Raw genomic sequence first — 19,252 nt, forward strand, 5'->3', positions numbered from 1 at the left:
GCCGTCACCCGAACGGCTGAACTGACGGCCTCGGCTGTTTCCCTCGGTCTCCGCTGGCAAGCCATCAGCTTGCCAGCGGGGCGGGCATGTCACGGCGCCCCGTCCGAGACGCAGAGGAACCGAGGTGTCGTCATGCGCACACGTCACAAGGCGCTGACCGCTCTGGCCGTACTGGCCGCCGCCCTGGGCGCCGTCACCGGTCCGGCTGCCCTGGCCGCACCCGAAGCCGCGGCGCCCGCCGAGCCGCCGGGCACCCAGGTCTCCATCGAGACCTTCGCCGCCAAATGCCTCGACGTGCAGACCCCGGACAGCGGCGCGCCGCTCGTCCAGGCCGACTGCGACAACACCTCCCGTACCCAGCGGTTCTGGGTGAACACCGTCGCCGGGGGTGTGGAGATCCGCACCGCCGACAACCTGTGTCTCGATCTGGAGGCCGCGAAGCGCGGCAACGGGACACGGATCATCCAGTACCCCTGCGGAACGCTTCCCAGGTTCTCCCAGACCTTCCTCACCTTCCCGGCCGCCGGGGACGCGACCTTGTCCACGATCCACACCATCGACCTCAGGTGCTTCGACGTCGCGAACGCCGACGAGGCGGCCGGCGCGGGCATCATCCAGTTCACGTGCAGCGGCGACTCCAACCAGAGCTTCAGGCTCCGCGAGGTCTAGCCGGGCTGTCGCGCCAGGCCGGGGGCGTGACCTGACACCGGCAGGCGGCGATCACTCCGGTCCGCGTCAGCGTTCCAGGTGGTCCAGGAAGTCCGTGATGAGCCCCAGCCATGCTTCGGGACGCTCGGCGAAGGGCAGATGGCCGGTCGGTATCCCGACGAGCCGGGCCCCGGGGATCCCCTCGGCCACCTCGTGGTGCAGCTCGGGACCGACCATGAAGTCCTCGGTCGTGGAGATCACGAGGACCGGCACCGCGATCCGGGCCAGATCCTCGCGGACGTCGGTCCGGACGACCAGGTCGGCGTGATCGCCGCCGCCCGGCGGGAGGGATCGCGCGGTCTCCCTCACCAGGGCGTCGAGCTCGTCCGAGCTCATGGCCGCCAGCGCCGACGTGCCGAGCGCCAGAGGTGTGAGGTAGCGGGCCAGCGGCACATGGGCGCCGGAGGTGTGGAGGTGCCGCCAGCGTTCGGCGAGACGGCGCAGCGCGGCGTCGGGCCGGGCCACCGGAGCGGTCAGCACCAGGGCGGTGACCCGCTCCGGGTGCCGGACGGCGGCCCGTATCGCGACGGCGGTACCCAGGGAGTAGCCGACGACCGCGAAGGTCTCCAGCCCCTCGGCGACCGCGGCGGCCACCAGCTGGTCGGCCAGCCCGTCCAGGGTGAGGGGTGCGGCCGAACGGGGGGTCGCCCCGGTACCGGGGTAGTCGGCACCGACGACGGTGCGGTTCGCGGCGAGCCCGTCGAGGATCGGTCCGTAGTTGCCCGCGACGCTTCCGCCCGCGCCGTGGGCGAGGAGCAGCCCCGGCCCGGCACCTTGGACGCTGCGGGCGAAAACCGGTACGGGCAGCGCGATTTCGGGCACGGGGATCTCCTCAGATGTTCTGTAGCGATCACTAGCAATCCGACGGTAGCAGGTTTCTTAGCGAGCGCTATAAAATGCCTCCATGACGAAGACCGGAGGCCGCCCCAGGAGCTTCGACCGTGAGGTCGCCCTGGAGCGCGCGCTCACCGAGTTCTGGCTGCACGGCTACGAGGCCACCTCGATCGCCGCGCTCACCGCGGCGATGGGGATCAACGCACCCAGCCTGTACGGAGCCTTCGGGGACAAGCGGAGGCTCTTCCGTGAGGCGATCGGCCGGTACCGGGTGACCTACGGCGCGTTCGGTGGACGGGCGCTGGCGGAGGAGACGACGGCGTTCCTGGCGATCCGGCGGGTGCTGCGCGAGGCCGCCCACGAGTACACCGACCCGGGCCATCCGCCCGGCTGCATGATCATCACCGCCGCGACCAACTGCACCCCGGCGGCCGACGAGGTCAAGGCCGAACTGCGCGCCCTGCGCGAAGCGGGCAGGGACGCGCTCCAGGAGAGGATCGCCGCCGACGCGCGGGCCGGGCGCCTGGCCCCCTCGGTCGACGTCCCCGCGCTCGCCATGTTCTACGCGGCCACGCTTCAGGGCATGTCCACCCAGGCGTGCGACGGTGTCGGCCGCGAAGCCCTGGAACGGGTCGCCGACATCGCCATGACCGCCTGGCCCGACGGGGCCGGGGCCAACCGGGCCGGTACTGGTACCGACCGGGCCGGGGCGGTGCGGTAGCGGTCCGGGCGCAATGGTGGGGCGCGGCGGCGGGGCCGGGGCGGCGCGGGGTACCAGGGGCGCGGCGGCAATGCCGGTGCTGGGCGGTGCCGGGGCGGGGCAGGGCTGGGCCGGTGCCGACGCGCGGTCGGCGGGGCCGGGGCGGGGCGGCACCCGGTCCCGGAACGGTGCGGCGGCGGTACCGGGCGAGGGGTCCCACCTGGGGTGGAGGGCGTGGGGGCGCCCTGCCGTCGGTGGGGCGGGGGCACCCCGTACCATTTCCTTGGTTGACGGCAGAACCATTCTCGCCCGATCGGATTCGCCTTGTACGAGCATTCCGCTCCCGCCTCCTGGCGTATCGCGTTGCCGCATTCCGCGGCCGCGGTGCCGGTGGCACGTGCGCTCGTACGGACCGCGCTCGCGGACATCGAGCACGCCGCCGACTGCGACACTGCGGAACTCCTCACGGCGGAGCTGGTGGCGAACGCCGTGGAGCACACCTCGGGCGACGACCCGATAGAGCTGGTGGTCGAGCTGCGGTCGGGCGGCTGTCAGGTCGAGGTGCACGATCCCGACCCGTGTCCGCCGGGCAGTCTCACCCGGCCCGATCCGGCGGGACCGCCGGACCCCTGGCAGGAGCACGGACGGGGACTGCTGCTGATCCGCGCGCTGAGCTCGTCCTGCGGGCACCGCCCCACCGAGTCCGGCAAGGCGGTGTGGTTCACACTGCCCGCGCTCCCCCGCCCGCGGCCCGCCTGACGCGACGGCCCCCGCCGCGGGACGACCGGCCCGGAACCGCGACGCGCCGTCGCCGGTGCGTCACCCGAGGTCGCCGGTGCGTCACCCGAGGCAGTCCCGGACGGCCTTGACCAGGTTCGCCGCCCGGGGGTCGTCCGGCCGGAAGTTCCAGAGGTTGGTGACATAGCCGAAACCGACACCGGCGTCGGGGTCCGCGAAGCCGATCGATCCGCCGGAGCCCGGGTGACCGAACGACCCCGGCCCGAGCATCGGCATCGGCGGGCAGGCCCGCCAGAACCCGAGCGACATGTTGAAGGAGCGTTCCGCCGGGATGTCGAGTCCCGGCGGCAGCCCATGCATCCGGGTGCCGCCCGTCTGGACGGCCGTCGCCCGCTCGACCGCCGGCGGATCGAGCAGCCGGACACCGTCCACGTCACTCACCGTGGCGGCGTACATCCGGGCCACCGAGCGCGCGTCCGAGAGCATGTTGGCCGCCGGGAACTCCGCCTCGCGCCAGGCCCGGGTGGTGTAGTAGTCGGAGGTGTTGTCCAGCGCGCCACCGAGCTCGCCGCTGCGGGCCTGGACCGAGTCGGCGCCCCACACGGCCTCGACCCACGCGACGACCGTGTCCGGGTCCAGCCCGGTCGCCGCGGCCATCCCGGCGATCAGCTCCTCCAGACCGAACGGCGCGGCGGCCGCGATCCGGGCCACCCGGTCCTCCTGCTCCTCGGGCAGCCCGATCCAGGCGCTCAGTCCGAGCGGGGCGGCCACCTCCTCGGCGAAGAACGTACCGAGCGACCTGCCGGAGATCCGGCGCACGACCTCGCCGACCAGGAACCCGTACGTGACGCTGTGGTAGACGTGCTCCGTACCCGGCCGCCACAGCGGCTCCTGCGTTTCGAGCGCGCGGATCACCGGGTCCCAGTCGCATGCCTGCTCGAACGTCAGCGGTCCGTCGACGAGCGGCAGTCCGGCCTGGTGCGACAGCAGCCAGCGCACCGATATCCGTTCCTTGCCCGCGGCACCGAACTCCGGCCAGTACCGGACCACCGGGGCGTCCAGATCCAGCTCACCGCGCTGCGCCAGCATATGGGCGCAGATCGCGGTGGCACCCTTCGTCGTGGACGCCACCTGGACGATGGTGTCCCCGCGCCACGGCCGGTTCGCCTCGCGGTCGGCGAGGCCGCCCCACAGATCGACGACGGGCCGCCCGCCCACGTAGACACCACAGGCCGCACCGACCTCGCCGGGCTCCCCCGCGAAGTTCGCGCGGAACACGTCGGCGACCTTTCCCCAGCCGTCCTCGACCCCGTGCCCGGCCACCCCGTACCCGGCGTCCTCGCTCAGCGCGGGGGTCCCGTTCGTCGTGTTCTCCATGCTGTGTCCTCTCCGGCGCGGTGACGGCTCCGCGCTCCCCTGGTCCCTCGGTGTGAAGAACATCAGGTACCGCTCGACAGCGTCGACCGACCGGTGGGAGTTGTCGGGAAGCCGCCTGACGCGTGCCTTGCACACACGCCGCCACCGCTGAATGCCGCTCCACCGGCGAGCGGTGGGACGGGCCAGAGCCAGGGCCAGGGTCAGAGTCAGGACGGGTACGGGTACGGGTACGGGTACCGGGACCGGGATGCGGGCAGCCGGGAGAAGCCGCCGCCCGTCAGCTGCCGGACCGGGCCTCCGCCGGGTCGGACAGGGTCGCCACCAGGACGGCCTTGATGGTGTGCAGGCGGTTCTCCGCCTCGTCGAAGACGACGGAGTGGGACGACTCGAAGACCTCGTCGGTGACCTCCAGCGACTCCAGTCCGTGCCGCTCGTACAGATCACGGCCCACCTGGGTGCCGAGGTCGTGGAAGGCCGGAAGGCAGTGCAGAAAGCGGACGTCCGCGTTGCCGGTGGCGCGCAGCACGTCCATGGTCACGGCGTACGGGCCGAGCGCGGCGATCCGCTCGTCCCACACCTCCTTGGGCTCACCCATCGACACCCACACATCGGTCGCGACAAAGTCGGCGCCGCGCACGCCCTGCCCGATGTCCTCGGTCAGGGTGACGGTGGCACCGCTGGCCGCGGCCAGCTCGCGGGCACGGGCGACGACTGCGGGCGCTGGCCAGTACGCCTCGGGCGCCACGATCCGGACGTCCATACCGAGCAGCGCGCCCGTGACGAGGTACGAGTTGCCCATGTTGAAGCGGGCGTCACCGAGGTAGGCGAAGGCGACCCGGTCGAGCGGCTTGGCGGTGTGCTCGGTCATGGTGAGCACATCGGCGAGCATCTGGGTGGGGTGCCAGTCGTCCGTCAGCCCGTTGTAGACGGGGACACCCGCGTACGCGGCGAGTTCCTCGACCGCGGGCTGGCTGTCGCCGCGGTACTCGATCGCGTCGTACATCCGGCCGAGCACCCGGGCGGTGTCCTTGACCGACTCCTTGTGCCCCATCTGGGAGCCGGACGGGTCGAGGTAGGTGGTGGCGGCCCCCTGGTCGGCGGCGGCGACCTCGAAGGCGCAGCGGGTGCGGGTCGAGGTCTTCTCGAAGATGAGGGCGATGTTCCGGCCGCGCAGCAGGGGGGTCTCGGTGCGCGCCCGCTTCGCCGCCTTCAGCTCTGCGGCCAGGGTGACCAGGGCCCGGAACTCGTCGGCGGTGAAGTCCACCTCCTTGAGGAAGTGACGGCCGGTGAAACCGGTCGGGACAGTCACCATGCTGAGCTCCAGGGGCGTGGACGGCTGACGAAGAGGTGGGAGGACTTGGAAGTCTATACGACAGGTCACATTTCTATGCAAGCACCCCGGTCCCCTGCCGCCCCTGGTCCCCTGGTGTCCGCCGGCCTCCTCGGTCCTCTGGTCTCCTGATGCGCTGATGCTCTTGGTCTCCCGGTCCCCGGGTGTCCCGGTCCCTCGGTCCCTCGGTCTCCCGGTCCTCGCGTGCCCGGGCAGCGGGCCCGCACCCCGCCCGGCCCGGTCACGCGGTCACGCGGTCACGCGGTCACGCGGTCACGCGGTCACTCAGTCCACCCCGGTCACCCCGGTCACCCCGGTCACCTCGGTCACCCCGGTCACGCGGGGTCCCGTTGCAGGGGGCAGCTCATGCAGCGCGGGCCGCCCCGGCCCCGGCCCAGCTCGCTGCCGAGGATCTCGATGACCTCGATGCCCTGCTTGCGCAGATGCGTGTTGGTCGTGGCGTTGCGCTCGTACGCGACGACGACCCCCGGTTCGACGGCGAGGACGTTGCAGCCGTCGTCCCACTGCTCCCGCTCCGCCGCGTGCACGTCCTGGGTGGCGGTGAGCACCCGGATCTCGCTGAGGCCGAGGGCGGCGGCAATCGCCCGGTGCATCTGCTCCGGCGGATGGTCGGTGACCTTCAGTTCGTGCGCCGCGTCGCCCGGTTCGATGGTGTACGAGCGGAGCATCCCGAGACCGGCGTACTGGGTGAAGGTGTCGGCGTCGACCATCGTCATCACCGTGTCGAGGTGCATGAAGGCACGCCGCTTGGGCATGTCCAGCGCCACGATGGTGCGCGCGGAACCGGCCGCGAAGAGCCGCTGCGCCAGCATCTCGACGGCCTGCGGGGTGGTGCGCTCGCTCATCCCGATGAGGACCGCGCCGTTGCCGATGACCAGGACGTCCCCGCCCTCGATCGTGGACGGGTAGTCGGTCTGCCCCTCGGACCAGATGTGGAACGGGCCCGCCGAGGCGGGCCGGAACAGCGGATGGTGCCGGTAGATCGCCTCGAAGTGGACGGTCTCGCGGCGCCGCGCGGGCCAGCGCATCGCGTTGATGGAGACCCCGTCGTAGATCCACGCGGAGGTGTCCCGGGTGAAGAGGTGGTTGGGCAGCGGGTCCAGCAGGAAGTCGTCCAGCTCCATCACATGGAAGCGGACGGAGACGGGCTCGGCGTGCCGCTCCAGGAACTCACGCTTCGTCATCCCGCCCACCAGCGCCTCGCACAGCTCCGCCGACGGCAGCCGCGCGAACGCGGCCCGCAGATGATCGGTGGCGAGCGGACCGTACTCCTTCTCGTCGAAGACCCGGTCCAGGACCAGCTCCCGGGCCTCCGGCACCTCCAGCGACTCGGTGAGCAGGTCACCGAACAGATGGACGCTCACACCCCGGTCGCGCAGGACGTCCGCGAACCCGTCGTGCTCCTGGCGGGCCCGGCGCACCCACAGGACGTCGTCGAAGAGGAGGGCGTCGCGGTTGCTGGGCGTGAGCCGTTTCAGCTCCAGGTCGGGCCGGTGCAGTATGACGTGGCGCAGCCGTCCGGTCTCGGAGTCGACGTGGAATCCCATGGAGCCATCCTTCCCCGACGCGGCGCATCGGGCGCGGCGTTCGCTCATCCGCCGACGGTAGCCCGCCCGGCCCGTGGAGGAGGGGCGCTCGTCGGCGGCGGCGCCGCGCGGGTCGCCGCCGTCGCTCGGGCGCCGGTCGGGCGCCGCTCGGGTTCGGCTCGGGTTCGGCTCGGGTTCGGCTGGGGCTCAGCTCGGCTCAGGCCCTGCTCGGGCGGCGCTCAGGCGCGCAGGTATGTGAGGACGGCGAGTACCCGGCGGTGGGTGTCTCCGGCGGGCGGCAGGTCGAGCTTGGCGAGGATGTTGCCGATGTGCTTGACCACGGCCGCCTCGGAGACCACGAGTTCCCGGGCGACCGAACCGTTGGACCGGCCCTCGGCGACGAGCGCCAGCACCTCGCGCTCACGCGGCGTCAGCCGTTCCAGCGGGTCACGGCGGCGGCGCAGCAACTGGCGGACGACCTCGGGGTCGACGACCGTGCCCCCGCCCGCGACGGTCCGCAGGGCGTCCAGGAACTGCTCGACCTGACCGATCCGGTCGGGAGGGGAACCGCGCACCCATGAACGACCCGCACAGGAACAAGTGCGCCCGCACGAGAGGACCCGGAGGCGCAAGCGAAGGCGCCCCGCGGGGAACCGCGCACACCCGGCACAGGCCCACGGGACCCTGGGACCCCGGGGCCCCAGGGACCCAAGAACCCCTGACCCGCCGGAAGGCTTCAGCGGACTCCGCTGAGGGTCGCGAAGACGACCACGTTGGCGTCGTAGCCCGCCTCACCGGTGAACGTCCCACCGCAGGTGATGAGGCGGAGTTCGGCGCGCCCCAGATCGCCGTAGACCCGCTCGGAGGGGAACCCGTCGCGCTTGAGGACCTCGATCCCGTACACGGTGAACAGGGCGGTCCGGCCGTCCGCGCGGGGCACCTCGACGGTCGCGCCCTTGTCCAGGGCGCCGAGCGGGTAGAAGACCGCCGGGCCGGTGCGGGTGTCCACATGGCCGGTGATCACGGCGGTGCCCCGTTCGCCCGGGGTGGGGCCCTGGGCGAACCAGCCCGCGAGGTCCGGCCGGTCGGGCGGCGGCGCCGCGATCTGCCCGCGCGGGTCGTACCCGATGTCCTGGAGCGGCGCGTCCACCCCGACGGCCGGGACGAGGACCCGGGCGGGGCGGCTGACGGCGAGGGGGGCGTGGGCGCTCCGGGCGGCCGGGCCGGAGGGTGCCGCCCGGACGGCCGCGGCGGGCGTGGGCCGTGGCGGCTCGGCGGGCGGCTCGCCCTGCACCAGCCGGATTCCGACGAGGACCGCGAGCGCCATCGAGGACCAGCCCACGCGCAGCCGTCTGCCGGTCTCGGCGCGGCTCGCCCGCTCATGGGCCGCGAGGGCCGCCCGCAGCACCTCGCCCTCGTCACGGCCCTGTTCCGTACCACCCGCAACGGCCGGAACACCCGCACGGCCCGAACCGCCCGTATACCGATCCATACCGAACCCTCCTCGTCACCCGCCGCGCACAGCCCCCCGACCGCCCCCGGGCGGCGGACCTCAGACGGCCTGCCGCACCCGCCGCAGCCGGTACAGGTATCCGCCGCCGAGCGCGGCCCCGGTGATCAGTACGGCTCCGGCACCGGTCGCCACCGCGGAGCCGTCCCGGTCACCGCCGAACCCCGCGTGGGAGCCGCCCGAGGGCACGACCTCCAGCACTCCGGTGAGACGCGCGCCGCTGTCGCACGTCCCGTGGACGTTGTAGCGGCCGGGGCGGGTGTTCCAGGGCACGTCGAGGCGTCCGCTCAGCTCGTCGCGTCCCCCGAGCTGCTGGCCGCGCCCGGCGTCCTGGTCACGGCCGTCGCCGCCGCGGCCGTCCCGGGTGAGCCGGACATGGCGTCCGCCGAGCGACTCCGTGTTGACCGTCGCGGACCGGCTGTTGCCGCAGGAGAAGGTGCGGACCGTCGTGTGGTTCCCGGCCCGGACCGGGTTCGGCGAGAACGACAGCGTTTCCGCGCCGGGCCGCGGTCCCGGCTCCCCGCCCGCCGGGGTGCCGGTGGCGAAGGCGAGCGGCGCGGTGAGGGCGACCGTGGCCGCGGCCACCCCGGCCGAGGCCAGCATGCGTCGAGCGTTCATTTGATCCTCCGTCAGGCGCCAGCCGCGTGCGGGGCCTTGCCCGCACGCTGACGAGAGCCGGTGCCGTCGCACCCTCATGTGACGGTCCGTCGGGTGCGAGCGCATCTCCACCGGCTCCCCGCACCAGCGGGGCGGCCCGCCCCACCGCCCCGTCCGCAGGGGATCACCGCAGGTCACCGCCGCCCGCGCCGGGCCACTCAGGTGATCTTCCGGCGGTACGTCCGCGCGGGTGGCCCGGCCCCGTACGGCGCACTCCCCCTCGCGGGTCCGGCCGGGCGGGAGCAGGGTGTACGCGGGAAAAGTCCCTCGCTCCGGACGGGCGGCGGGGGAATACTCGTACAGGTGCTTCTCACCGTCACCACCACCGGTACCCCCGAGCGTCCCGCGACCGACCTGGGATTCCTGCTGCACAAGCACCCGGACGGCTGCCAGGCGTTCTCCACGTCCCATGGCACCGCGCACGTCTTCTACCCGGAGGCGGCGCCCGGGCGCTGCACGGCGGCGCTGCTGCTGGAGGTCGACCCCGTGGCGCTGGTCCGCAGGAGCAAGGGCCCGGGGGGCTCCCCCGATCCGACGCACGCGAGCTATGTGAACGACCGTCCGTACGCGGCGACCTCGCTGCTCGCGGTGGCCCTCGCCCGGGTGTTCTCCAGCGCGCTGAGCGGTCGGTGCAAGGCGATGCCCGAGCGGGCCGCGCAGCCGCTGCCGCTGCGGATCGAGGTGCCCTCGCTGTCCGCGCGGGGCGGCCCCGAGCTGGTGCGCGCGCTGTTCGCGCCGCTCGGCTGGACGGTCACCGCGACCCCGGTGCCGCTGGACGAGCGGTTCCCCGAGTGGGGCGACTCCCGCTGTGTGGACCTGGTCCTGGAGGGCACGGAACACACTCTCGGCCAGGCCCTGCGGCATCTGTACGTACTGATGCCGGTGCTGGACGACGCCAAGCACTACTGGGTGTCGCCGGACGAGGTCGACAAACTGCTGCGCGCCGGGGAGGGCTGGCTGGCCGGCCACCCGGAGCAGCAGGTCATCGTGGGCCGCTATCTGTCGCACCGGGGGGCCCTGGCGCGTACCGCGCTGGAACGGCTGGCGCTGGAGCGGCTCGCCGAGAGCGACGGCACCGGGATCGAGGAGATCGACAACGCCGTCGACGAGGCCACGGACACCGAGGAGAAGCCCGTGCCGCTGGCGGTGGCCCGCCGGGAGGCGATCACGGCCGCGCTGCGTGAGAGCGGCGCGGCGCGGGTCGTGGATCTGGGCTGCGGTCAGGGACAGCTGGTGCAGGCCCTGCTGAAGGACCCGCGCTTCACGCGGATCGCGGGGGTCGATGTGTCGACCCGGGCGCTCGCGGTCGCCGCGCGGCGGTTGCGGCTGGACCGGATGGGCGAGCGGCAGGCGGCGCGGGCGACGCTGTTCCAGGGCTCGCTCACGTACACGGACCCCAGGCTGGAGGGGTACGACGCGGCCGTGCTGTGCGAGGTGATCGAGCATGTCGACCCGGCGCGGCTGCCCGCGCTGGAGTACGCCGTGTTCGGAGCCGCGCGCCCCGGGACGGTCGTGGTGACGACCCCGAACTCCGAGTACAACGTGCGCTGGGAGTCGCTGCCCGCGGGCCAGGTACGCCACCGCGACCACCGGTTCGAGTGGCGCCGCGACGAGTTCCGGGAGTGGGCAGGCTCGGTGGCCCGGCGCCACGGCTACACCGTGGAGCTGCGACAGGTCGGACCGGACGACCCGGAGGTGGGCCCGCCCACCCAGCTCGCCCTGTTCCAGCGGGACGACGAAGCGAGCGCGACAGCGCGTACGGCCGAGCGGGCGGGTACGGGCACTGTCGCGGGCACAGGCACAGGCACAGGCACTCTCGCGAACGCGGGCAATGTCTCGCACACGGGCAACGCGCCCACCGACGCGGTGAGGGAGGACGGAGCGGCATGAACGACGCAGTGAACACCGGCGCGGGGTCCACGTCGGACACCGGATCGCGGGCAGCACGGGACACCGACCGGGCCACGCCCCAGGACGCCTCACGTGACACGACGCGGGACGCCCCACCGGCCACCGCACCGGACACCGGACCGGACATCGCTCGGCACGCCGCGCAGGTAGCCACACCGAACACCACACCGGACACCGCACCGGACACCGCGCTCGTCACCGCGCCGGGGGCTCCCGCCCGCACGCTGCCGGTCACCGATCTGTCCCTCGTGGTGCTCGTCGGAGCGTCCGGCTCCGGCAAGTCGACCTTCGCCCGCAGACACTTCCGGCCGACCGAGGTGCTCTCCAGCGACTTCTGCCGGGGGCTGGTCGCGGACGACGAGAACGACCAGTCGGCGTCCGGCGACGCCTTCGACGTGCTCCACTACATCGCGGGCAAGCGTCTCGCGGCGGGCCGCCGGACCGTCGTGGACGCCACCAATGTGCAGTCCTCGGCGCGGGCCGGGCTGATCCGGCTGGCCCGGGAGCACGATGTCCTGCCCATCGCGATCGTGCTCGACGTGCCCGAGGCGGTGTGCGCGCGGCGCAACGCCGAGCGGGCCGACCGCGCGGACATGCCCGCGCATGTGATCCGCCGTCACCAGCGCGAACTGCGGTGTTCGCTGCGGGGACTGGAGCGCGAGGGCTTCCGCAAGGTCCATGTGCTGCGGGGGACCGAGGAGATCGACGCGGCCCGGATCGTCACCGAGAAGCGGTACAACGACCTGTCCCACCTCACCGGACCGTTCGACCTGATCGGGGACGTCCATGGCTGCCGCTCCGAGCTGGAGACACTGCTCACCGCGCTCGGCTACGCCGACGGGGTCCACCCCGAGGGCCGTACGGCCGTCTTCGTGGGCGACCTGGTCGACCGGGGACCGGACAGTCCCGGGGTGCTGCGCCGGGTCATGGGCATGGTCTCCGCAGGGAGCGCGCTGTGCGTGCCCGGCAACCACGAGAACAAGCTGGGCCGCTGGCTGAAGGGCCGCAAGGTGCGGCTCACCCATGGGCTGCCGGAGACGGTGGCGCAGCTGGAGCGCGAGAGCGAGGAGTTCCGGGCGGAGGTCGCCGCGTTCGTGGACGGGCTGGTCGGCCACTATGTGCTGGACGGCGGCAGGCTCGTCGTCTCGCACGCGGGTCTGCCGGAGAAGTACCACGGCCGTACCTCGGGCCGGGTGCGTTCGCACGCGCTGTACGGGGACACCACCGGGGAGACCGACGAGTTCGGGCTGCCGGTGCGCTACCCGTGGGCAGAGGAGTACCGGGGCGCCGCGGCCGTCGTGTACGGCCACACCCCGGTGCCGCAGGCCCGCTGGCTGAACAACACCCTGTGCCTGGACACCGGCTGTGTGTTCGGCGGGAAGCTGACGGCGCTGCGCTATCCGGAGCGCGAGCTGGTGGACGTCCCGGCCGAGCGGGTCTGGTACGAGCCGGTCCGGCCGCTGGTCGCCGAGGTGCCCGGCGGGCACGACGGACGGCCCCTGGCCCTGTCCGACGTGCACGGCCGCCGGACCGTGGAGACCCGGTACGGGGGCCGGGTCGCGGTGCGCGAGGAGAACGCGGCGGCGGCGCTGGAGGTCATGAGCCGGTTCGCGGTCGACCCCCGGCTGATGCCGTATCTGCCGCCGACGATGGCCCCGACCGCCACCTCCCGGGAGGACGGCTTCCTGGAGCACCCGGCGGAGGCGTTCGCCCAGTACGCGGCCGACGGGGTGGCGCGGGTGGTGTGCGAGGAGAAGCACATGGGCTCCCGGGCGGTGGTCCTGGTCTGCCGGGACGCGGCGGCGGCCCGTGAGCGGTTCGGGGTCGACGGTCCCACCGGCTCCCTCTACACCCGGACGGGTCGCCCTTTCCTGGACGACGCGGCGCTCACCGAGGAACTTCTGGGACGGCTGCGGACGGCCGCGGGCAAGGCCGGGCTCTGGGAGGCGCTGGACACCGACTGGCTGCTGCTCGACGCGGAGCTGATGCCCTGGTCGCTGAAGGCGTCCGGGCTGCTGCGCGCGCAGTACGCGGCGGTCGGCGCCGCCGCGGGCGCGGCCCTGCCGAGGGCGGTCGCGGCCCTGGAGGCCGCCGCCGCGCGGGGTGTCGACGTCGGCGGGCTGGCGGACGCGCAGCGCGGACGGGCCGTGGACACCGCCGCGTTCACCGAGGCGTACCGACGGTACTGCCGGCCGACCGACGGTCTCGACGGGGTACGGCTCGCGCCGTTCCAGATCCTCGCGGTACGTGGCCGGTCGCTGGCCGGGCTGCCGCACGACGAACAGCTCGCCCTCCTCGACCGGCTGGTGGAGCACGACCCGACCGGGCTGCTCCAGGGCACCCGGCGCCTCATGGTGGACACCGGGGACGAGGAGTCGGTGCGCGCGGGTGTCGATTGGTGGCTGGAGCTGACCGGCGCCGGGGGCGAGGGCATGGTGGTCAAGCCGCTCCAGGCGCTGGTGCGGGGCGCGCGGGACCGGCTCGTGCAGCCCGGCGTCAAATGCCGGGGCCGTGAGTACCTGCGGATCGTCTACGGACCCGAGTACACCCGTCCCGAACACCTGGAACGGCTGCGCTCGCGGCACCTCGGGCACAAGCGCTCGCTGGCACTGCGTGAGTACGCGCTGGGGCTGGAGGCGCTGGAACGGCTGGCCGAGGGGGAGCCGCTGTGGCGGGTCCACGAGGCGGTGTTCGCGGTCCTGGCCCTGGAGTCGGAGCCGGTCGACCCCCGGCTGTGAGCGGTACGCGCTCCGCGCCCCGGCCCCGGGGCGCGGAGCGCCCGCCGTGCCGGGGCACCCCGCTGACCAGCGGTGACGTCCCCGGTCCGGGCCGGACCGGGGGGCGGCGGGCATGATGGGGGCATGGATCTTCGAGTTTTCACCGAGCCCCAGCAGGGCGCCACGTACGACACGCTGCTCCGGGTGGCGCGGACCGCGGAGGAACTGAACTACAGCGCGTTCTTCCGGTCGGACCACTATCTCCACATGGGGGCGGTGGACGGGCTGCCCGGTCCCACGGACGCGTGGACCACCCTGGCCGGTCTGGCCCGGGAGACCGAGCGGATCAGGCTCGGGACCCTGATGACCGCGGGCACGTTCCGGCTGCCCGGTGTGCTGGCGATCCAGGTGGCGCAGGTCGATCAGATGTCCGGCGGCCGGGTCGAGCTGGGCCTGGGCTCCGGCTGGTACGAGGAGGAGCACACGGCGTACGGCATCCCCTTCCCGAAGGAGAAGTTCGGACGGCTGGAGGAGCAGCTGGAGATCCTGACGGGGCTGTGGAACACGCCCGTCGGTGAGCGCTTCGACTTCGACGGCACCTACTACCAGCTCAAGGACTCCCCCGCGCTGGCGAAGCCCCGGCAGTCCCCGCTGCCGATCCTCATCGGCGGGCACGGGGCGAAGCGCACCCCCGCGCTCGCCGCGCGCTTCGCCCATGAGTTCAACATCCCCTTCGCCTCGATCGAGGACAGCGAGCGGCAGTTCGGCCGGGTGCGGGCCGCCACCGAGGAGGCCGGGCGGGCCCCCTCCGAGCTGGTGTACTCCAACGCGCTGGTGGCTTGTGTGGGCCGCACCGACAAGGAGGTCGCCCGGCGGGCGGCGGTGATCGGCCGTGAGGTGGACGAGCTGAAGGCCAACGGGCTCGCGGGCTCCCCGGCCGAGGTCGTGGAGAAGCTGGGCCGGTACGCCGCGGTCGGCTCGCAGCGGGTGTACCTCCAGATGCTGGACCTGGACGACCTGGACCATCTGGAGCTGATCGCCGCCGAGGTCATGCCGCACGTGGCGTGAGCCGCACCGGGTACGGGCGCGCCCAAGGGCCGCCCGTACCCGGCCTCGCACACCCGGGCCCCGCGCACCCCGCCCCACACACCAGCGGCTCCGCGCACCCGGGCCCCGCACATCCCACCCCACACACCAGCGGCTCCGCGCACCCCGTCCCGCCCGCCACCGGCTTCCCGCGTCCCACAGCCCGCGTGCCCGACGGACCGCCCGCCCGACAAGGCCGCGTACCCCACGCCATGTGCCCTCGGCCGCCGCTACCACCTCTGCGCGCCCAGGTCCCGGCCCGGCAGGGTGCGGTCCGGGGGCGGGAGGCGGCGGATCATCTCCAGGACGCGGTCACGGCATTCGTCGGCCGCGTCGATCGCCTCCATGCACTGCCAGTACGCCCCCTGGTCCTCCGCCGCGCTGGCGATGCCGACCAGGGCGATGCCGACCTCGCCCAGCAGATCGCCGAGGGCGTGGAGGGTGACATGGACGTCCGCGATCCCGGTGAGCCGCGCGGCGCGTATGCCGTCGGGGCCCAGGGACGGGATGTGCAGCGCGGAGCAGCCCCGGCCGCCGATCTCGCTCAGCCCCAGCGCCTCGCCCCGCAGCTCGGACAGCCCCGTGACGGCGAGTCTGCTGCCCACCGCCTGGGCCAGCGCCTGGGCCTGCCAGGACTCGACCATGACCTCTGCGGCGTCCTCGCTCGCCGCCAGTGCCCCGCCGGTCGCCTTGATGAGTCGCACCGCGTCCATAGCGCTGCCCCCGCCTTCCTGGATACCGGGAGGCAGAACACCTCCTGGCACCTCTCCTCAGTTCATTACCCAGAGTGAGCGCATCTGAGACGAAGAACCAGAGGAAGGCCGAAATCTGTGGACAACCAGTCGATTCACGCACCGCCCACCACTCCGGAGAGTGACTAATAGGGAGGAGTGTGCTCCGGTTCGTCCACAGGTGCGGGGCGGCCCGTGCCGTCGGAACGGCCGGGCGTGGGGGCCGGGAACCGCTGCTCGTTGCGTTCGATCTTCGCGGCCAGCGCCGTCAGCGGGTCCACGCCCACGGCCGCGCAGAACTGGAGCAGATAGGCGAGCACGTCCGCGACCTCGTCCCTGACCCGGTGTGCCTGCCCCGGATCGTCCATCACCCGCGCGGACTCCTCGGGGGTCGACCACTGGAAGATCTCCACCAGTTCCGACGCCTCGACGCTCAGCGCGGCGACCAGGTTCTTCGGGGTGTGGAACGGCTGCCAGTGGCGGGCCTCGGCGAACGCGACCAGCCGGCGGCCCAGTTCCGCCGCCGAGGGCCCGTCGCCGTCACCGTCGGGTCCCGGCCATCCGGGCGCGGGCGGTACGGCGGACGGCCCCGCGCCGGGGTGGCGGGGGTGCGGGGAACCGGGGGGCTGAGGGGTCGTCGGCATCACCGTCCCAGGTCTACCACGGTGAGCATCCCGGCCTCCGACCCGTGTCCGCCCTCGGACCGGTATCCGTCACCGGCCCCGTATCCGTCACCGGCCGGGTGGTGTCCGTCCGCGGCCGTTCCGGCGGCGGCGACGCCCTCCCGGACCGCCGTGGCGTCCCGTACCGAGCCCACCAGCCGCACATGGCCGCGTGCGCACATCGACGCGGCGAGCCGGGCCAGCGCCCGGGTCTGCCGGTTGTCCAGACAGCGGTCGAAGTCGTCGGCGAGGACCGTGAGGCACTGGAACGCGGCCGGGACCTCGGCCACCGGGTCCACGTCGAGCACCCCGGGCCCGGTGAGCAGTACCAGGGCCAGGGCGAGATAGCGCAACTCGCCGTCCCCGAGCCGGTGCAGCGGCGTGAGATGGCCGTCCCCCCGGTCCAGCACCGCGCGGACCGTGCCGTCGGGCCGGTCCTCGGTCCGGACATCGGCCACCGGACCGGCGCATCCCGCGCGGGCGGCGGCGACGAACCTGGCGTGCCGCTGGGGGCATTCCGCGCGGGTGCGGCGCAGCACCGCGGCGAGGTTCCCGCAGTCGGTCCGCAGCCGTCCGTGCTCCGGACCCGGACGCGTTCCGGCACGGCCGGGCGCGGTGGCGGGGGTCGCGGTGGCAAGGGCGCGCATCCGGTCGGGGCGCGGATCGCAGACGAACACCGAGCGCAGGGCGACGACGAGTTGTTCGGCCGCGGCGAGCACCAGCCGTTGTCCTTCGGTGCTGCCCGCGACCCGCAGCGGCAGCAGGGCCGTGCCCAGCCGGTCGTCGGGGAGCGGGGCATGGGTCACCCGGGCGCCGCCGCCGGTGTGCCAGGCGGCCTGCACGGTGCGGCGGCGCGGATCGCGCAGCGCGCTGCTGAGCAGGACGGTGCCGTCGGCGGTGGTCAGCCGTTCGGCCACGAGCCGCAGTTCGGGTTCCGCCTGGATCGTGAGGTCGAGCCGCACCGGACCGGCCGGGCCTGCGGTGGTGCAGCCGAGCCGGAACCCCCGGCGCCGCTGCGGGTCGGGGCGGGCGCGTTCCGGTACCCAGGCGCCGGGGTCGGGGAACGTCTCGTCGAGCGGGGCACCGCCGCCGAGCCGCGCGAGTGCCTCGTACCCGCGCAGGGCGCTCGTACGGCCGCTGCCGCTCGGGCCGCTGAGGAACGTCAGCGGGCCGCATCCGAAGGTGGTGCCCAGATGCGCGGCGCACGCGGTGAGACGCAGTTCGGTGAGGCCGGGCCGCACCGGCGGTCGCAGGACCGGGGCGGCCCCGGCAAGGGTGAGCGGGGTCATCCCTGGACGGTAGGGACCGTCGGTGGCGGCGAACCGTTACCTCCGTACGGCTTTCCTACGAACGGGGGAACGCCGGGCCGGGGGCTGCCGGATCAGTTCCGGCAGCACCCGGCCCGGCGGCCGTCGGCGCGGTGGCCTGGTCAGGGGAACGACGCGCCCGCGACCAGGCCCTTGATCTCCGTGCCGGGCGGGGCCAGCAGGAAGACGTTCCGGTCGACCCGGTGCATCCCGCTGCCCAGGCCGAACACCACCCCGCTGCTGAAGTCCAGCACCCGCTTGGCGACATCCGTCTCCGCGCCGGTGAGGTCCAGCAGCACCGGGATGCCGGACATCAGGGTCTCGGCGACCTCTCGGGCGTCCGAGAAGACATTGACCCGCAGTACCACGAAACGGCGTCTGGGTTCGGTCTCGGGTTCGCGTTCGGCCCGGTGGCCCGGCCATGAGGGCCACTCGTCCCGCCCCCGGAGCGGAACGACCTGGGCGAGCCCCTCCCACTGTTCATCTGTGACGTCGTGGCTGTTCAACGGCCCACCCCGTCCTGGCTCGCACTCGTCTTACGCACCACACCATTCTTACGTCACCTCACCCGATCGGCCCAACAGCGACACGGGTGGGAGTCGACCGCCGACGGAAATCCGACGGTCGTACGAAGGACGTACCCCGCGACCGGGGCACGGAAATCCTCCTTGGCGGGGTGTCTCGCGCGGACCTGGACGGACGGGTGTCCGTGCTCGGCCGCACCGCGGGCGGCTGAACGACTGGCCTGCCGACGGGGCCGGCCGGGTCCCGTCGGCTGAGGGGCGGTCAACTCCCCGCGACATGGCCGAACCGCGTCGCGCCGCGCGGGAACTCACCTGGTACGGCGCGACGTTGGACGGTACGCGGTAGGTGCTCAGCCTTCGGTGGGGCGGTCCCCGGCCGGGTCCCAGCCCTGGCCGCGCAGGACCGCCGACACATCGGGGGCCACGTAGTGGTCGCCCTTGAGGACCTTGCCGTCGGCGCGTACCTGGGGTGTGCCGTCGGGGCCGAGCTTGGTCATGTTGGCGCGATGGATCTCGGCGATCACCTGGTCGAGGTCGATACCGTGGACCAGGGCGGTGCCGTAGGCGATGTAGACCACGTCCGCCAGTTCATGGGCGATCTTGTCGAGCGGTCCGTCCACGGCGACCTCCGCCACCTCGGCGACCTCCTCGGCCAGCAGGTCGTGCCGGTGGGCGGCGAGCGTCGGCGGGACCTCGGTGGGAACGCTGCCGGTTTCGAGCCCGAACGCCCGGTGGAACTCCCGGACGAACCGCGCGGGCGACGGGGCGGAGGACGCGGCGGGGCCGGTGGGGCCGGTGGGGCCGGTGGAACCGATGGGGCCGGTGGGGTCAGCAGATGATGTACGCACGGAACGGGAATCTACCGGGACGCGACCACGGCCGTCGCCGGGCCGGGGAAGCACCCCGACGCCCC

The 19,252-nt window shown here is 73.4% G+C and carries 17 protein-coding genes and 1 pseudogene; 6 read left to right on the forward strand and 12 right to left on the reverse strand.

Annotated elements, in window-relative coordinates:
- Positions 1–132 precede the first annotated feature (132 nt).
- On the forward strand, positions 133–669 hold the full coding sequence (locus OG711_RS09920) for an RICIN domain-containing protein (RefSeq protein WP_266507446.1): 537 nt from the start codon (positions 133–135) through the stop codon (positions 667–669).
- A 66-nt stretch (positions 670–735) separates the two neighbouring features.
- Here the strand turns inward: OG711_RS09920 and OG711_RS09925 are convergent, their stop codons facing one another.
- A complete protein-coding gene (locus OG711_RS09925) occupies positions 736–1,530 on the reverse strand; it encodes an alpha/beta fold hydrolase (protein WP_266507448.1) in 795 nt (264 codons plus the stop codon).
- 82 nt (positions 1,531–1,612) lie between these two features.
- Here OG711_RS09925 and OG711_RS09930 point away from each other — a divergent pair, with 82 nt between their 5' ends.
- Together OG711_RS09930 and OG711_RS09935 are read left to right on the forward strand one after the other, a co-directional pair.
- On the forward strand, positions 1,613–2,263 hold the full coding sequence (locus OG711_RS09930; RefSeq protein ID WP_329559088.1) for a TetR/AcrR family transcriptional regulator: 651 nt from the start codon (positions 1,613–1,615) through the stop codon (positions 2,261–2,263).
- Between the two features lie 303 nt (positions 2,264–2,566).
- Entirely contained in the window at positions 2,567–3,001 is a 435-nt protein-coding gene (locus OG711_RS09935; RefSeq protein ID WP_178391052.1) for an ATP-binding protein, read from the forward strand.
- 81 nt (positions 3,002–3,082) lie between these two features.
- On the opposite strand, the gene OG711_RS09940 is transcribed toward OG711_RS09935, so the two are convergent.
- The 6 genes and pseudogenes from OG711_RS09940 to OG711_RS09965 form a co-directional block, all read right to left on the reverse strand.
- A complete protein-coding gene (locus OG711_RS09940) occupies positions 3,083–4,357 on the reverse strand; it encodes a serine hydrolase domain-containing protein (protein WP_329559089.1) in 1,275 nt (424 codons plus the stop codon).
- A gap of 277 nt (positions 4,358–4,634) precedes the next feature.
- Entirely contained in the window at positions 4,635–5,669 is a 1,035-nt protein-coding gene (argF, locus tag OG711_RS09945; protein WP_329559090.1) for an ornithine carbamoyltransferase, read from the reverse strand.
- 353 nt (positions 5,670–6,022) lie between these two features.
- Complete coding sequence (locus tag OG711_RS09950; RefSeq protein ID WP_266507457.1) at positions 6,023–7,255, reverse strand: arginine deiminase; 1,233 nt, start codon at positions 7,253–7,255, stop codon at positions 6,023–6,025.
- 218 nt (positions 7,256–7,473) lie between these two features.
- A pseudogene (locus tag OG711_RS09955) lies at positions 7,474–7,791 on the reverse strand (response regulator transcription factor); the annotation flags it as partial.
- A 179-nt stretch (positions 7,792–7,970) separates the two neighbouring features.
- Complete coding sequence (locus OG711_RS09960) at positions 7,971–8,726, reverse strand: class F sortase (protein WP_079184723.1); 756 nt, start codon at positions 8,724–8,726, stop codon at positions 7,971–7,973.
- Positions 8,727–8,786: 60 nt separating this feature from the next.
- Entirely contained in the window at positions 8,787–9,362 is a 576-nt protein-coding gene (locus tag OG711_RS09965) for a hypothetical protein (protein ID WP_143201249.1), read from the reverse strand.
- A gap of 342 nt (positions 9,363–9,704) precedes the next feature.
- Here OG711_RS09965 and OG711_RS09970 point away from each other — a divergent pair, with 342 nt between their 5' ends.
- The 3 genes from OG711_RS09970 (at position 9,705) to OG711_RS09980 (ending at position 15,097) form a co-directional block, all read left to right on the forward strand.
- Positions 9,705–11,291 (forward strand): 3' terminal RNA ribose 2'-O-methyltransferase Hen1, encoded by a 1,587-nt coding sequence (locus OG711_RS09970; protein ID WP_329559092.1) that lies wholly within the window; start codon positions 9,705–9,707, stop codon positions 11,289–11,291.
- A complete protein-coding gene (locus tag OG711_RS09975) occupies positions 11,288–14,050 on the forward strand; it encodes a polynucleotide kinase-phosphatase (protein ID WP_329559093.1) in 2,763 nt (920 codons plus the stop codon). Before OG711_RS09970 ends, OG711_RS09975 begins: the two co-directional genes overlap by 4 nt.
- A gap of 123 nt (positions 14,051–14,173) precedes the next feature.
- Entirely contained in the window at positions 14,174–15,097 is a 924-nt protein-coding gene (locus OG711_RS09980) for an LLM class F420-dependent oxidoreductase (protein WP_329559094.1), read from the forward strand.
- Between the two features lie 248 nt (positions 15,098–15,345).
- Here the strand turns inward: OG711_RS09980 and OG711_RS09985 are convergent, their stop codons facing one another.
- From OG711_RS09985 to OG711_RS10005, 5 genes are all read right to left on the reverse strand, one after another.
- Complete coding sequence (locus OG711_RS09985; RefSeq protein WP_073789525.1) at positions 15,346–15,828, reverse strand: DUF6099 family protein; 483 nt, start codon at positions 15,826–15,828, stop codon at positions 15,346–15,348.
- A 164-nt stretch (positions 15,829–15,992) separates the two neighbouring features.
- Positions 15,993–16,490 carry a nucleotide pyrophosphohydrolase gene (locus OG711_RS09990; protein WP_405673100.1) on the reverse strand — a complete coding sequence of 166 codons (498 nt, stop codon included), beginning with the start codon at positions 16,488–16,490 and terminating at the stop codon, positions 15,993–15,995.
- Positions 16,490–17,797 carry an AAA family ATPase gene (locus OG711_RS09995; RefSeq protein ID WP_329559095.1) on the reverse strand — a complete coding sequence of 436 codons (1,308 nt, stop codon included), beginning with the start codon at positions 17,795–17,797 and terminating at the stop codon, positions 16,490–16,492. The genes OG711_RS09990 and OG711_RS09995 overlap by 1 nt, the downstream gene beginning before the upstream one ends.
- Before the next feature lie 140 nt (positions 17,798–17,937).
- Complete coding sequence (locus OG711_RS10000; RefSeq protein WP_073789520.1) at positions 17,938–18,321, reverse strand: cell division protein SepF; 384 nt, start codon at positions 18,319–18,321, stop codon at positions 17,938–17,940.
- Between the two features lie 368 nt (positions 18,322–18,689).
- Positions 18,690–19,154 (reverse strand): pyrophosphohydrolase domain-containing protein, encoded by a 465-nt coding sequence (locus OG711_RS10005; protein ID WP_329563719.1) that lies wholly within the window; start codon positions 19,152–19,154, stop codon positions 18,690–18,692.
- Positions 19,155–19,252: the final 98 nt, after the last annotated feature.

The organism is Streptomyces uncialis (genome assembly GCF_036250755.1).
In the GTDB taxonomy this organism is placed as follows: Bacteria; Actinomycetota; Actinomycetes; order Streptomycetales; family Streptomycetaceae; genus Streptomyces; species Streptomyces uncialis.

Excerpts from the sequence above, each read along its gene's own strand:
- OG711_RS09920 (WP_266507446.1), top strand. The coding sequence starts at position 133 with ATGCGCACACGTCACAAGGCGCTGACCGCTCTGGCCGTACTGGCCGCC.
- OG711_RS09930 (WP_329559088.1), top strand. The coding sequence starts at position 1,613 with ATGACGAAGACCGGAGGCCGCCCCAGGAGCTTCGACCGTGAGGTCGCC.
- OG711_RS09940 (WP_329559089.1), bottom strand. The coding sequence starts at position 4,357 with ATGGAGAACACGACGAACGGGACCCCCGCGCTGAGCGAGGACGCCGGG.
- argF (WP_329559090.1), bottom strand. The coding sequence starts at position 5,669 with ATGGTGACTGTCCCGACCGGTTTCACCGGCCGTCACTTCCTCAAGGAG.
- OG711_RS09950 (WP_266507457.1), bottom strand. The coding sequence starts at position 7,255 with ATGGGATTCCACGTCGACTCCGAGACCGGACGGCTGCGCCACGTCATA.
- OG711_RS09960 (WP_079184723.1), bottom strand. The coding sequence starts at position 8,726 with ATGGATCGGTATACGGGCGGTTCGGGCCGTGCGGGTGTTCCGGCCGTT.
- OG711_RS09965 (WP_143201249.1), bottom strand. The coding sequence starts at position 9,362 with ATGAACGCTCGACGCATGCTGGCCTCGGCCGGGGTGGCCGCGGCCACG.
- OG711_RS09975 (WP_329559093.1), top strand. The coding sequence starts at position 11,288 with ATGAACGACGCAGTGAACACCGGCGCGGGGTCCACGTCGGACACCGGA.
- OG711_RS09980 (WP_329559094.1), top strand. The coding sequence starts at position 14,174 with ATGGATCTTCGAGTTTTCACCGAGCCCCAGCAGGGCGCCACGTACGAC.
- OG711_RS09985 (WP_073789525.1), bottom strand. The coding sequence starts at position 15,828 with ATGGACGCGGTGCGACTCATCAAGGCGACCGGCGGGGCACTGGCGGCG.
- OG711_RS09990 (WP_405673100.1), bottom strand. The coding sequence starts at position 16,490 with ATGCCGACGACCCCTCAGCCCCCCGGTTCCCCGCACCCCCGCCACCCC.
- OG711_RS09995 (WP_329559095.1), bottom strand. The coding sequence starts at position 17,797 with ATGACCCCGCTCACCCTTGCCGGGGCCGCCCCGGTCCTGCGACCGCCG.